This window comes from Inquilinus sp. OTU3971 (assembly GCF_038440215.1).
In genome coordinates this window covers 1-12,632 of record NZ_JASATH010000090.1, presented here as the reverse complement: position 1 = coordinate 12,632, position 12,632 = coordinate 1, and the positions used below count along the sequence as shown (strand labels likewise).

The following is a 12,632-nucleotide window of genomic DNA, read 5'->3' as shown; positions in this document are numbered from 1 at the left end:
CGCGTCGTGACGTCACGCCGGGGCGTCGGTGGGCAGCGCGGTGCGGGCCGTCCCACTCAGGTGCCGATTGACGACCACGGCGAGCCCCCAGGTGACGGCCGTGATGGCGACGCAGGCGGCGGCGAGGCTGGCATAGCCCGCCGCCCCGATCACGGCGCCGGCGGCCAGCGGGCCGGCAGCGAAGCCGAGCAGATAGGCCGAGCCTGCCGCTGCGGCCCACCGCCCGCCACGGTCGAGCGCCGCGGCGAGGCCGAACAGGTAGGGCATCGAGAAGTAGTAGACGATGCCCGACGCGACCAGGGCGACGATATAGGTGGTCTGGTCGTGCGAGAGGCAGAGCGCGAGCGTGACCAGCGCGAAGACGACGCAGAACCCCGAGATCGGTATCGTCCGTCCCCAGCGTATGTTGAGCGCCGTGGCGGCTCCGGCGCCGGCGAGACCGACCAGCGACGTGATGGTCAGCGCATAGCCGACCGCGCCCGTGTCGAGGCCGGCGCGCTCGCCGAGAGGCGCGCTGAACGCGTACACCGCGGCGGAGGCGGTCACGTAGAGCATGATCGCCGCGAGCGTCATGACGCCGAGCCGCGGGGAGGCCTGCGCCGTGTCCGCCGCAGCGTCGTCGCTTCTGGCGCGGGCGTCCGGAATGAAGAGCAGGAGCGGCGCGAGCGCCAGGGTCACAGCCGCGACCAGCGCGAGGATGCCGCGATGCGCATAGGCGGCGGTGAGCTCGCCGCCGACGGCGAAGAGCGGGATGCTGCCCAAGGCCCAGACCACCTGGAAGTAGCCGTAGACCTTGTCCGGGTTGCGGGACCGGGAGGCGACGATGGAGAGCGACACGGCCCAGAGCGCGCCCTCGCCGACGCCCGCGAGGCCGCGCAGCAGGGCGAGCGACGCCAGCGACGCGCTGAAGATCGATGCGCTCTGGGCCAGCAACGCCAGCGCGACGGCGACGAGGCCGACGCGCCGATAGGACAGCCGGGGCAGCATGGGCGCGATGGCGATCGCGGTGACGGCGAGGGTGAGGAACTCGACGAAGGCGACGAAACCGGCGTCGCGTTCCGACAGCGAGAGGCCGGCTATGTACCCGCCGATCATCAGGGGCGACATCTGCGCGACCAGCCCGCCGATCACCTGCGCGGCGATCGCGCCGACCAGAAGGGATGCAGGATCGCGAGCCGCCGAAGGATCGCGCGGGGTTTCGGTCATGGCTCGGCTGCGCTCCCTATTCAACGGCCGAAGCATCCTCTGGTGTCGCCCGGCCGGCGCGGCACAGGCCGATGGTTCCGTCGTTGGCGTCCGACGAGTCAGGCCTTGCCCACCACCTCCATCCTACCTCGAACTCGTACCGTTTCGGCACTGCCTGCAGCAATCGGGGTCGGCCATCCGGCGCCTTATTTCTCCGGAATCACCAGCGGGCCGCAATTGTCGTCGGCGACGAAGACGGCCAGGATCTGCGCCGGCTCGGTGGCGCTGGTGTTCTCGGCGAAGAGATGCAGCGCCCCCGGCGGCTCGAACCAGGTGGTGCCCGGCCCGAAGGTCTGCGGCGGGCCGCCGGCGAGCTGCGAGCGCACCACACCCTTGATCACGAAGGCGGTGACCGAGCCGGGATGGCGGTGCGCCGGGGTGTAGGCGCCGGGCGGGAAGTCGACCGTGACGGTGGTGATCGACTTGCCGGGCAGGTTCGGCAGCGCCTCGCAGGACAGCGGCTTCACCACCGTCGCCGGCCGGACGCCCGGCGACGCACCGGTTTCGGCCTGGGCGTGAACATGGGCCGGCATCGCCGGAGCGGCGGGGCCGTCGGCCGGCCGGGTCCCCCACAGCGCCGCGAGCGCAGCCGCGCCGCCGGCCACCAGCAGCATCAGCCGCATCGGCTGCGGGCCAGGATGCAGAGCGGACATGGCGCTCCTCCTTGATGAAGCCTCAGGCGGGAAGCCGGAACCCGGCGTCCCAGCCGAGCTCGCGCACCGCCTTCTCGACCAGGGCCGGGCCGCCCGGCTCCGCGATGTTGAAGATGCCGCGCCGGCCGCGGTCGACCGCCAGCAGCGCCGCCTGCGCCGCGGCGTCGACATGCACCGACCCCGGCGCCGGCGGCGCATCGACGCCGGTGCCCGGGCCGTAGAACTGGCCGTAGCGCAGCACGATGCCCTCGAACGGCGGCGTGTGCAGCACCTGGGTCTCCAGAGCCACCACGCCGTCGATGCTGACCCGCCGACTGCCGTCGGCCGGCCGGTCGAGCGGGTGGTCCTCGGCATAGGGCGGCGTGCCCGGCCGGTAGACCCAGGCGATGCTCTGGGCGATCAGCCGGCGCACGCCCGCCTCCCGCGCGGCCGCGACCAGGTTGCGCGTGCCCTCGCTGCGGATCCGGGCGTTGCGCGGCAGCGCCTCGGCCATGCGCGTCGGGGCGAGGCCGGGCGGCAGGTCGGTCAGCTGGTGGATCACGATGTCCGGCCGCGCCGAAGCGACGGCGCGGTAGAGGGCCTGGGCGTCGAACACGTCGACCACCACCGGCTCGGCGCCGAGCCGGCACAGCGCCTCGGCCCTGGCCGGGTCGCGGGTGGTGCCGGACACCTGATGTCCAGCATCGCGCAGCAGCGGCACCAGGCGGCGGCCCACGGCGCCGCCGGCGCCGGCGAGAAAGATCCGGAACGGCATGGCGAACTCGCGATGGCTCTTCTGAGAGATGGAAGATAATATCAGGGCACGAATAACTTATAAGAGCTCTGACACTATGGTCAAGCGCGGCGACGGGCCGGCGATTCCGCGCCCGGGCGAGGGCAAGCGGGGCGAGGCCGGGTATTTCGGCTATCTGCTGCGCCAGGCCAGCGGTACCTACCGGCTGCGGATGGAGCGCGCGCTGGCCGACCTGGAGGTGACGCCGCCGCAATTCACGATCATGACCATGGTCGCGGCCTATCCCGGCCTGTCCGGCGCCGATTTGGCGCGCCTGACCCTGCTGACGCCGCAGACGGTCAGCGTCATCGTCGCCAATCTGGAGCGGGCCGGGTCGGTGGCGCGGCGGCCGCACCCGGTGCATGGCCGGATTCAGACATTGGAGATCACCGACAGCGGCAAGGCGCTGCTGGCCCGCTGCCGCGAACGGGTACAGGTGCTGGAACGGGCGCTGGCCGCCGGGCTGTCGCCAGAGGAGGCGGCCGTGATCCGGCGCTGGCTCGCCGCGGTGGCGGCGGAGGGCGGCGAGCCGGACTAAGCGGCCGACGGATGCAGTTCGGGCCGGTAGCCGGCGGCGAGGACGGCGACGCTGGGCAGCGGCGTCAGCAACCCGACCGGACCGGAGGGCCGCGCCCGACTCTCGCGATAGCCCGATGGCGACCAGCGGCGCAGGCCGTTGCCCAGCACCAGCCAGGCGCCGCCGGGATCGTCGGGCAGCGCCACCATCGCCCCGTCCGGCAGCTCCGCCGCCGGGTGCGGCACCACGCGCTGGCGGCGGGTGGCGGGGTCGATCCGGGCGGCCTGCAGCACTCGGTCCATGGCGTCGGCCAGCGGCGGCGCGGCCAGCCCCTCGGCCCGGGCCCAGGCGGCGCGCCAAGCGTTGTAGGCCTCTCGCCGGCATTCGGCGCAGGGGCGATGGCCGGCGGCGATCGCCACCGCCTCGTCCAGGAAGAACAGATGGGTCCAGCGGTTCGGCTGCATCACCGGCCGCCACCACCCCTTGAACGCCAGCCGGCAGCAGATCCAGCGGGTGGTCGACCAGGGCCGCCGGATGCGGCCCTCGGCATCGTGGATCACGCCGCGATTGCCCAGCATGGTGCCGCGGGCGGGGTCGGCGACGATCTCGCCGAAGGGCGTGACGCGGTTGCGATGGGCCATGCGGCATCATGGCATGGCCGCCATACCCTGCCAGCGGATTGCGACTATACCGGCTGGTCGCTATGGCCTCGAACCATGAGCACGCCCGACATCCTGACTTTCGAGGAGTTCCCGTCATGGCTTGGGTGATCCTGATCATCGCCGGCGTGTTCGAGATCGGCTGGGCGATCGGCCTGAAATACACCGAGGGCTTCTCGCGCCTGTGGCCCAGCGTTGGCACCGCGGCGGCGATGATCGTCAGCCTGGTGCTGCTGGGCCTGGCGCTGAAGACGCTGCCGATCGGCACCGCCTATGCGGTCTGGACCGGCGTCGGCGCGGTCGGCACCGCCATCCTCGGGATCTACCTGTTCGGCGAATCGGCCGATCTCGCCCGGCTGGCCTGCATCGGCCTGATCGTCGCCGGGATCATCGGGCTGAAGCTGGTGACGCCGCACTGAAGACCCGCCCGGGTGGCGCCCACTGGGGGCTGGACCTCCGGACCCGCCTGGGCTCAACTGGCGCCGTTTCAGCCAGCCATACCGGGGTCGCCCGCATGCAGGAGATTTCCATCGCCGGCCGCCGGATCGGCCCCGACCACCCGCCCTATGTGATCTGCGAGCTGTCGGGCAACCACAATGGCGAGTTGGCCCGCGCGCTCAGGATGATGGAGGCGGCCAAGGCCACCGGCGCCGACGCGGTGAAGCTGCAGACCTACACCGCCGACACCATCACCCTGGACCATGACGGCGACCAGTTCCGGATCAAGGGCGGGCTGTGGGACGGAAGGCGCCTGTACGATCTGTACCAGGAGGCCTCGACCCCCTGGGAGTGGCACGAGGCGCTGTTCGCCAAGGGGCGCGAGCTCGGCATCACCGTGTTCTCCACCCCCTTCGACAAGACCGCGGTCGACCTGCTGGAGGGGCTGGGCGCCCCGGCCTACAAGGTCGCATCCTTCGAGGTGGTGGACCTGCCGCTGGTCGAATACATCGCCGGCAAGAAGAAGCCGATGATCATCTCCACCGGCCTGGCCAATCTCGGCGAGATCCAGGACGTGATCACTACCGCGCGCAAGGGCGGCGCCGACGGGCTGGTGGTGCTGCACTGCATCAGCGCCTATCCGGCGCCGATGGAGGACGCCAACCTGCGCACCATCCCGAACCTGGCCGAGACCTTCGGCGTGATCAGCGGCCTGTCCGACCACACCATGGGCACCGCCGCCTCGGTCACCGCGGTGGCGCTGGGCGGGTCGGTGATCGAGAAGCACTTCACCCTGGCCCGCGCCGATGGCGGCCCGGATTCGGCCTTCTCGCTGGAGCCGGCGGAGTTCACCCGGCTGGTCGAGGACTGCAAGTCGGCCTGGGCCGCCCTGGGCGCCATCCGCTACGATCTCAAGGGATCGGAGGCCGGCAACATCGTCTATCGCCGCTCGCTCTACGTCACCCGGGACGTCAAGGCCGGCGAGACGCTGACCGAGGCCAATATCCGGTCGATCCGCCCGGGCTACGGCCTGGCGCCGAAGCACCTGCCGGAGGTGCTGGGCCGCCGCGCCAGCCGGGACCTCGCCCGCGGCGAGCCGCTGGCTTGGCCGATGGTGGAGTAAGGCAGAAGCGCATGTCCGTCGTGGCGGTGCTCGATGTCGGCAAGACCAATCTGAAGCTGCTCGCGGCAACGCCGGAGGGCGCGGTGCTGGAGGCGGTGCGTACCCGCAACCTGTCGCGGCCCGGCCCGCCCTATCTGCATGTCGACCTGGCGGCGATGGAGGCCTGGCTGCTCGGCGCGCTGGGCGACCTGGCCCGGCGCCACCGCCTGGCCGCCTTCGTCGCCACCGGCTATGGCACCAGCGGCGTGCTGGTCGACGACGACGGGCCGGTGCTGCCGATGATGGATTACGAGGCCGCGGCGCCCGGCTGGCTGGACGACGCCTACGCCGCCGAGGGACCGGGCTTCGCCGAGACCGGCTGCCTGGTCGACCCCGGGGCGCACCGCCTGGCCAAGCAGATGCTGTGGCTGGAGCGCGACTTCCCGGACGACTTCGCCCGCGCCCGCTGGCTCTTGACCCTGCCGCAGTATTTCGCCTGGCGCCTGGGCGGCGTGCCGGCCAGCGAGATCACCACCCTGGCGGCCCAGACCCATCTGTGGAATCCCGCGGCGGCCGGCTTCACCGGCATCGTCCGGCGCCGCGGCTGGGACCGGCTGATCCCGCCGCGCCGCAACGCCTGGGACGTGCTGGGCACGATCCGGCCGGACCTGGCCGCCGCGCACGGCCTGCCGCCGGACCTCGCCCTGCTGTGCGGGGTGCATGACAGCAACGCCAACTACCACCGCTTCCTGGCCGCCGGCCTGGGCGACGTGCCGCTGCTGTCGACCGGCACCTGGATCATCGGCTTCCGGCCCGGGCTGCCGCTGGACCGGCTGGAGTCGCGCCGCGGCATGGTCGCCAATGTCGATGTCGACGGCCGCCCGATCGGCTGCACCCTGCATATGGGCGGCCGGGAATGGGAGCGGATCGCCGGCCCGGATCCCGCCGAGGCGATGCCCGCCGACCTCGCCACCCTGATCGCCGCCGGCACCATGGCGCTGCCGAGCTTCGCCGAGGGCGACGGGCTGTTCCCCGGCCGGGCCGGGCGCGGCGAGATCATCGGTCCGGCGCCATCCGGCCCCGCCGGCCGCGCCGCGCTGGCGACGCTGTACACCGCGCTGAGCTGCGCCACCGCGCTCGACCTGCTGGAGGCGCGCGGCCGGGTGATCGTCGATGGCGGAGTCGCCGCCAACCCGATCTTCGCACCGCTGCTGGCGGCGCTGCGGCCGGGCGACCGGGTCGAGACCTCGGCGGAATCGGACGGCAGCGCCATCGGCGCGGCGCTGCTGTGGGCCCGCAGCCGGGGCCACGCGACCGCCCGGGTGCCGCTGCTTCCGGCCGTGCCGCTGGCCCTGCCCGGCCTCGCCGCCTATGCCGAGCGCTGGCGGACGCTGGCTGGCGCGCCGGGCGTCGCGGCGCTATAGATCGGACGTATCCGCCGCCCACCCACCAATCCAGCCGAGGAACCCCCGATGTCCGCGCTCAACCATCTCGCCCTGCGGCAAGGCATCATCGACACCTGCCGCGAGATGAACGCCAGCGGGCTGAACCAGGGCACCTCCGGCAACGTGTCGCACCGGATCGAAGGCGGCATGCTGGTCACCCCGACCAGCCTGCCCTACGCCCAGATGCAGCCCGAAGACATCGTCGAGATGGCCTTCGACGCCAGCTACGAGGGCCGCCGGATGCCGTCCTCGGAGTGGCGCTTCCACCGCGACATCCTCAAGAACCGCACCGACGTCAACGTCGTGCTGCACACCCATTCGGTGTTCTCGACCACGCTGGCGGTGCATGAGAAGGGCATCCCCTGCTTCCACTACATGGTCGCGGTGGCCGGCGGCATCGACATCCGCTGCTCGCCCTATGCCTGCTTCGGCACGCAGGAGCTGTCGGACCACGCCTTGAAGGCGCTGGAAGGCCGCACCGCCTGCCTGCTCGGCCATCACGGGCTGATCGTGCTGGCCGAGAGCTTCGCCCAGGCGCTGTGGCGGGCGACCGAGGTCGAGGTGCTGGCGAAGATGTATGTCCACGCCCTGGCGATCGGCGAGCCGCCGCGGCTGACCGAGGCCGAGATGGCCCAGGTGATCGAGCAGATGCGCCGCATGAGCTACGGCCAGGCGCCGGATCTCGACAATGTCGGCGACACGCCGCGGCCGCGCAGCGCCGCCTGAGGGTCCCATTCGTCCGCAGATGAGAGCAGCCCTCGTCGCACTGGGCTTGGCCGCGCTCTGCCCGGCGCTTGCCGCCGCGGCCGCCATGCCGTCGCTCGATGTCCAGGTCGTCGCCGCCCGGACCGGCGCGAAGAACGACGTCGCCCTGGTGCTGATGGTGACCGGCGACGGGCTCGACCCGAGCGCCCTGCCGATCGATGCGGAGGGCTGCGACGGCAGTGGCTATGCCCGCACCGACGACCCGCAGCAGACCGGCTGCTACAAGATCGCGGTGACCGAGAACGGCAAGCCCGTCAGCGGCCTGTCCTACGACCTGCTGTTCAACCGCGGTACCACCGCATATCTCGCGCTGCGCTACCGCGCGCCGGTCGAGGCGCGATCCGAGCGGACATTGCGCCTCGACCTCTCCTTCAAGCTCTGGGACGAATTGATCCGCAACCGGCAACCGGAGGCGGAGATCGCCCTGGCCCCCAGCGACGCGTTTCCGGATCCGGAGAACCCCTGGGCGCCGCTCTACGCCTTCCAGGACCGGCGGCTGAACACGCTCTATGACGAGCTGACCTCCAGCCCCAAGGTCGCGGGCGACACGGAGCTGCGGCAGCTGATCGTCCAGGCCGAGCGGGACTGGATCGCGCTCAAGGAGGCGGATTGCGCCGCACCGCTGGCACCGACGCCAGCGGACCAGTGCCGGACGCTGCACACGGTCGACCGGATCGACCAGCTGGCGACGCTGCAGCGCAGCCTGGCCGAGGCCGCCCGATGAGGCGGGTCGCGGCCCTGCTGGCGGTGCTCCTTTTGGCCCTGCCGGCGCGGGCGGAGCAGGTGCTGATGCTCGAGGTCCTGGCAGCGAAGGCCGGCCCCGGCGAGACCGACGTGCTGCTGCGCCTGATCGACGAGAGCGGCATCGGCGTGCTGCGGCCCGAGGGCCAGTGCGACAGCACCTTGCCCGGGATCGGCGACCCGTCGACCAACTGCTATGCCTTGACCATCGCCGAGAACGGCGCGCCGGCCCCGCGCTACGCCTACCGCATCCTGGAGACCCGCGGCACGGACAGCTTCCTGCTGCTGACCTGGCCGTCGACGGCCACGGGTGAGCGGCGGGTGAGCCTGCAGATCGAATACAACGGCTTCCATAACCACGACCCGGAAACCGAGCTGCCGCTGTCCGATGACGGCGCGCTGGACCCGAAGGACCCGTTCGCGACGCTGCACCGCCTCTATGCCGGCAAGCTGGAGGCCTTCGCGGCCGAGCTGGCGGATAACCCGCCGGTCGACGATGACCCCCGCTGGCGCGACGCCTTCCTGGCGGCGCAGCAGCGCTGGTCCCGCTTCGCCGACAGCGATTGCGCGGTGCCGGCGCGGCTGGCGGGCGAGCCCGCGCGCAGCCGCTGCCTGGCCGACCGGGCGATGCAGCGGATCGACCAGCTGGACGCCAGCTACGCGCCGAACTGAGACCGCATCGAACGCCCTGGTTCTTGCCGCATTCAAGGAACATTGTCCGGCCTCGGACCCTTATCTCGGTTCCGCATCCGTGATCGCGAGACTGGAGAAAAGTCATGCGTTCCATCCGCTTGCCCCTGGCCGTTGCCACCCTCCTGCTGGCCGGCCCGGCCTTCGCCCAGAACGACATGCAGGACCTGCTGGGCCAGGCCGGCAAGGCGCTCGACCAGGCCGGCCGCCGCGTGCAGCAGGGCTATGAGGACACCGCCAAGGCCATCGACCAGGCGATCGCCAACCCGCAGGACCCGGCCTATGGCTCGCTGGCGACCCGGCTGATCCGCTCCGACGTGCTCGATTCGGCGCAGCGCCCGATCGGCGAGGTCGCCGATTTCGTGATCGCGCCGAACGGCCAGGTGCTGCTGGCGATCATCCGCATCGGCGGCACGCTGGGCGTCGGCGGCCGGCTGGTCGCGGCCGATTACGCCCAGCTCGAGCCGGTGCTGGTGAAGGGCCACCCGGCCTTCGTCTTCAAGGGCGACCTCGGCGCCCTGCCGGATTACAAAGTCGCCACCGGCAACTGAGCCGGGTCGAGTCGAGAGACCCCCTACCCCTCCCGCGAGGGGAGGGGGACTCAAGAAAGCTGTCCGAGGCCCCCTGTGACGGCCGTGACAATTTAGGGATTCCCTAAAGGCACCCGGCCGCCTAGCTTGCGCATCATCCTTCCGGATGCCGGCAACGGTACTGGCGTGGACGATCGGAGCGCCCCGGCCCCTGCCGGCGGGCGCGCCGTTGCATGGAAGTGCGCGGGCGGAACGATGCTGGACGTCCTGGCGATCGCGGTCCTGGTCTTGGCGGTGCTCGGGTGCTTTTACCTGGGCGCGGCGATCCTGCTGACCGGCCGCCATGCCAGGCGGCGCGCCCCCGACTCCGGCGCCTTCCCCTCGATCACCGTGATCAAGCCGCTGCACGGCGTCGAGCCCGGGCTGTTCGAGAACCTGGCCTCGTTCTGCGCCCAGGACTATCCCGGCCCGGTGCAGATCCTGCTCGGCGTCGCCGACCCGCGCGACCCGGCGGTGGCGGTGGTCGAGCAGCTGCGCCGCGCCTTCCCGCAGGCGGCGCTGGAGCTGGTGGTCGACCCGCGCCGGCACGGCTCGAACCGGAAAGTCTCCAACCTGATCAACATGGCGGAGCGGATCCGCCACGAGGTCGTGGTGTTCTCCGACAGCGACGTGCGGGTGCCGGCCGACCATCTGCGCTGCATGGTGGCGGAGCTGCAGGCCCCCGGAGTCGGCTGCGTCACCTGCCTGTATCACGGGGTGCCGACCGGCGGCGTATGGTCGCGGCTGATCGGCCTGGGCATGGACACGCATTTCACCCCCAGCGTGATCGTCGGCCTGGGCCTGCGCCTGGCGCGGCCCTGCATCGGCACCACCATCGTGATGGGCCGCGACATGCTGGCCGAGATCGGCGGGCTGGCCGCCTTCGCCGACCTGCTGGCCGAGGACCACGCCATCGGCGCCGCGGTCTGGGCCGCCGGCCGCAAGGTCGCGGTGTCGACCCAGCTGATCGGCCATCTCTGCAGCGAGGCCTCGGCCGGAACGATGTGGGCGCATGAGCTACGCTGGGCCCGCACCATCAAGAGCATCGATCCGCTCGGCTATGCCGGATCGCTGATCACCCACCCCCTGCCGCTGGCCCTGATCGCCTGGGCCCTGGGCGGCGGATGGCCAGCCCTAGCCGTGGCCGGGCTGGCGCTGCTCGGCCGGATCGCCTTGTGCATCCGCTTCGAACGCGCCTACTCTCTGCCGCCGCGCCCCACCTGGTTGATTCCGGCGCGCGACCTGCTGGCCTTCGCGGTTTTTGTCGTGAGCTATCTCGGCTCCGGCGTGAACTGGCGGGGCCATCTGTATCAACTCGTACCAGACGGCACCTTGGTGACGGATCGAAGGCCACCCTCCCCATGACGATGAAGACGTTGTTCCTGCAGGCGCCCTCCTTCGACGGCTTCGACGGCGGTGCCGGGTCACGCTACCAGGCCAAGCGCGAGATCAAGTCCTTCTGGTACCCGACCTGGCTGGCCCAGCCGGCGGCGCTGGTCGAGGGCTCGAAGCTGATCGACGGCCCGCCGTCGCGCACCAGCCCGGCCGCGGTCGCCGCGCAGGCCAAGGATTACGACCTCGCCGTCCTCCACACCTCGACCCCGTCCTTCGCCTCCGACGTCAAGATGATCGAGGCGCTGAAGGCGGTGAACCCGACGCTGAAGGCCGGGCTGGTCGGCGCCAAGGTGGCGGTGGATCCGAATGGCAGCATGGCCGGGTCGCCGCTGATCGACTTCGTCGCCCGCAACGAGTTCGACTTCACCATCAAGGAGGTCGCCGACGGCCGCGACCTGTCGAAGATCGACGGGCTGACGTACCGCAATTCCGAGGGTGTGGTGGTCCACAACCCGGAGCGCGCGACGCTGGAGAACATGGATGCGCTGCCCTTCGTCAGCCCGGTCTACCACCGCGACCTGGTGATCGAGGACTATTTCATCGGCTATCTGAAGCACCCGTACCTGTCGATCTACACCGGCCGCGGCTGCAAGTCGCGCTGCACCTTCTGCCTGTGGCCGCAGACCGTGGGCGGGCACCGCTACCGCACCCGCAGCGTCGGCCATGTGATCGACGAGATCCGCTGGGCCAAGCAGACGATGCCGCAGATCCGCGAGTTCTTCTTCGACGACGACACCTTCACCGACGACGCGCCGCGGGCCGAGGCGATCGCCCGCGAGCTCGGCAAGCTCGGCGTCACCTGGTCGTGCAACGCCAAGGCCAATGTGCCGCGCGAGACCCTGAAGGTGATGCGCGACAACGGCCTGCGGCTGTTGCTGGTCGGCTATGAATCCGGCAACCAGCAGATCCTGTTCAACATCAAGAAGGGCATGCGGATCGAGGTCGCCAAGCAGTTCACCAAGGACTGCCACGAGCTCGGCATCCAGATCCACGGCACCTTCATCCTGGGCCTGCCGGGCGAGACCAAGGAGACGATCCAGGAGACCATCCGCTTCGCCACCGAGATCAACCCGCACACCATCCAGGTGTCGCTGGCGGCGCCCTATCCCGGCACCTTCCTGTACAACCAGGCGGTGGAGAATGGCTGGCTGGACGCGGACCATGCCGAGCTGGTGGACGAGCGCGGCGTGCAGATCGCGCCGCTGCACTACCCGCATCTGAGCCACAGCGAGATCTTCCACTCGGTGGAGGATTTCTACCGGCGCTTCTACTTCCGCGCCCCGAAGATCGCCTCGATCGTCGGCGAGATGGTGCGCAGCCCGGAGATGATGAAGCGCCGCCTGCGCGAGGGCGTGGAGTTCTTCCGCTTCCTCAAGGAGCGCAAGGCGGCCTGAGAGACCGTCTGTAAACGCTACTGGCGCGGCCGTCTGACGGCGGACTCGAAGCTTCCGGTGCTCACGGACCATGACGTCCGCTGCGCGCCGGTTCTCGAAACCACCGCCAGCCGACTTGCGCCTGCGCATTTCCAGACGGTCTCTGACCCGGCGGAGAAGCGCCTCCGGCTCCTCCCGCGAGGCAAGACCTCTTCGGGATACCGCCATTCGAGCCGATCCATCCCTTCTACTCTCCCCCTCCCCTCGC

At 70.9% G+C, this 12,632-nt stretch carries 14 protein-coding genes; 10 read left to right on the top strand and 4 right to left on the bottom strand.

Annotated features, from left to right (window positions below):
- Positions 1-12: 12 nt before the first annotated feature.
- From AAHM41_RS21770 to AAHM41_RS21760, 3 genes are all read right to left on the bottom strand, one after another.
- Complete coding sequence (locus tag AAHM41_RS21770; protein WP_342238681.1) at positions 13-1,206, bottom strand: MFS transporter; 1,194 nt, start codon at positions 1,204-1,206, stop codon at positions 13-15.
- A 185-nt stretch (positions 1,207-1,391) separates the two neighbouring features.
- Positions 1,392-1,898, bottom strand: coding sequence for a cupin domain-containing protein (locus AAHM41_RS21765; RefSeq protein ID WP_342238680.1), 507 nt, complete (start codon positions 1,896-1,898; stop codon positions 1,392-1,394).
- 22 nt (positions 1,899-1,920) lie between these two features.
- Entirely contained in the window at positions 1,921-2,652 is a 732-nt protein-coding gene (locus tag AAHM41_RS21760) for an NAD-dependent epimerase/dehydratase family protein (protein ID WP_342238679.1), read from the bottom strand.
- A gap of 76 nt (positions 2,653-2,728) precedes the next feature.
- Between AAHM41_RS21760 and AAHM41_RS21755 the strand changes: the two genes are divergently transcribed.
- Complete coding sequence (locus AAHM41_RS21755) at positions 2,729-3,208, top strand: MarR family winged helix-turn-helix transcriptional regulator (RefSeq protein WP_342238678.1); 480 nt, start codon at positions 2,729-2,731, stop codon at positions 3,206-3,208.
- On the opposite strand, the gene AAHM41_RS21750 is transcribed toward AAHM41_RS21755, so the two are convergent.
- Positions 3,205-3,828, bottom strand: coding sequence for a hypothetical protein (locus AAHM41_RS21750; RefSeq protein ID WP_342238677.1), 624 nt, complete (start codon positions 3,826-3,828; stop codon positions 3,205-3,207). The two genes, AAHM41_RS21755 and AAHM41_RS21750, sit on opposite strands and share 4 nt — an antisense overlap.
- Positions 3,829-3,944: 116 nt before the next feature.
- Between AAHM41_RS21750 and sugE the strand changes: the two genes are divergently transcribed.
- The 9 genes from sugE to hpnJ all read left to right on the top strand — a co-directional run bounded on the left by sugE (position 3,945) and on the right by hpnJ (position 12,385).
- Positions 3,945-4,265, top strand: coding sequence for a quaternary ammonium compound efflux SMR transporter SugE (sugE, locus tag AAHM41_RS21745; RefSeq protein ID WP_342238676.1), 321 nt, complete (start codon positions 3,945-3,947; stop codon positions 4,263-4,265).
- A 95-nt stretch (positions 4,266-4,360) separates the two neighbouring features.
- Positions 4,361-5,407: a pseudaminic acid synthase gene (gene pseI, locus AAHM41_RS21740; RefSeq protein WP_342238675.1), complete on the top strand. Its 1,047-nt coding sequence runs from the start codon at positions 4,361-4,363 to the stop codon at positions 5,405-5,407.
- 11 nt (positions 5,408-5,418) lie between these two features.
- Entirely contained in the window at positions 5,419-6,810 is a 1,392-nt protein-coding gene (locus AAHM41_RS21735; protein ID WP_342238674.1) for an FGGY-family carbohydrate kinase, read from the top strand.
- Positions 6,811-6,858: 48 nt separating this feature from the next.
- Entirely contained in the window at positions 6,859-7,557 is a 699-nt protein-coding gene (locus AAHM41_RS21730) for a class II aldolase/adducin family protein (RefSeq protein ID WP_342238673.1), read from the top strand.
- A gap of 19 nt (positions 7,558-7,576) precedes the next feature.
- Entirely contained in the window at positions 7,577-8,320 is a 744-nt protein-coding gene (locus AAHM41_RS21725; RefSeq protein ID WP_342238672.1) for a lysozyme inhibitor LprI family protein, read from the top strand.
- Positions 8,317-9,009: a lysozyme inhibitor LprI family protein gene (locus AAHM41_RS21720; protein ID WP_342238671.1), complete on the top strand. Its 693-nt coding sequence runs from the start codon at positions 8,317-8,319 to the stop codon at positions 9,007-9,009. Before AAHM41_RS21725 ends, AAHM41_RS21720 begins: the two co-directional genes overlap by 4 nt.
- Positions 9,010-9,113: 104 nt before the next feature.
- The gene (locus AAHM41_RS21715) at positions 9,114-9,578 is read left to right on the top strand and encodes a PRC-barrel domain-containing protein (protein ID WP_342238670.1); all 465 of its coding nucleotides are present in this window, start codon (positions 9,114-9,116) and stop codon (positions 9,576-9,578) included.
- Positions 9,579-9,812: 234 nt separating this feature from the next.
- Positions 9,813-10,961: a bacteriohopanetetrol glucosamine biosynthesis glycosyltransferase HpnI gene (hpnI, locus tag AAHM41_RS21710; protein ID WP_342238669.1), complete on the top strand. Its 1,149-nt coding sequence runs from the start codon at positions 9,813-9,815 to the stop codon at positions 10,959-10,961.
- Positions 10,958-12,385: a hopanoid biosynthesis associated radical SAM protein HpnJ gene (gene hpnJ / locus AAHM41_RS21705; protein ID WP_342238668.1), complete on the top strand. Its 1,428-nt coding sequence runs from the start codon at positions 10,958-10,960 to the stop codon at positions 12,383-12,385. The genes hpnI and hpnJ overlap by 4 nt, the downstream gene beginning before the upstream one ends.
- Positions 12,386-12,632: the final 247 nt, after the last annotated feature.

Coding starts and splice junctions, on each gene's coding strand:
- AAHM41_RS21770 (WP_342238681.1), bottom strand. CDS start 1,206: ATGACCGAAACCCCGCGCGATCCTTCGGCGGCTCGCGATCCTGCATCC.
- AAHM41_RS21765 (WP_342238680.1), bottom strand. CDS start 1,898: ATGTCCGCTCTGCATCCTGGCCCGCAGCCGATGCGGCTGATGCTGCTG.
- AAHM41_RS21760 (WP_342238679.1), bottom strand. CDS start 2,652: ATGCCGTTCCGGATCTTTCTCGCCGGCGCCGGCGGCGCCGTGGGCCGC.
- AAHM41_RS21755 (WP_342238678.1), top strand. CDS start 2,729: ATGGTCAAGCGCGGCGACGGGCCGGCGATTCCGCGCCCGGGCGAGGGC.
- AAHM41_RS21750 (WP_342238677.1), bottom strand. CDS start 3,828: ATGGCCCATCGCAACCGCGTCACGCCCTTCGGCGAGATCGTCGCCGAC.
- sugE (WP_342238676.1), top strand. CDS start 3,945: ATGGCTTGGGTGATCCTGATCATCGCCGGCGTGTTCGAGATCGGCTGG.
- pseI (WP_342238675.1), top strand. CDS start 4,361: ATGCAGGAGATTTCCATCGCCGGCCGCCGGATCGGCCCCGACCACCCG.
- AAHM41_RS21735 (WP_342238674.1), top strand. CDS start 5,419: ATGTCCGTCGTGGCGGTGCTCGATGTCGGCAAGACCAATCTGAAGCTG.
- AAHM41_RS21730 (WP_342238673.1), top strand. CDS start 6,859: ATGTCCGCGCTCAACCATCTCGCCCTGCGGCAAGGCATCATCGACACC.
- AAHM41_RS21725 (WP_342238672.1), top strand. CDS start 7,577: ATGAGAGCAGCCCTCGTCGCACTGGGCTTGGCCGCGCTCTGCCCGGCG.
- AAHM41_RS21720 (WP_342238671.1), top strand. CDS start 8,317: ATGAGGCGGGTCGCGGCCCTGCTGGCGGTGCTCCTTTTGGCCCTGCCG.
- AAHM41_RS21715 (WP_342238670.1), top strand. CDS start 9,114: ATGCGTTCCATCCGCTTGCCCCTGGCCGTTGCCACCCTCCTGCTGGCC.
- hpnI (WP_342238669.1), top strand. CDS start 9,813: ATGCTGGACGTCCTGGCGATCGCGGTCCTGGTCTTGGCGGTGCTCGGG.
- hpnJ (WP_342238668.1), top strand. CDS start 10,958: ATGACGATGAAGACGTTGTTCCTGCAGGCGCCCTCCTTCGACGGCTTC.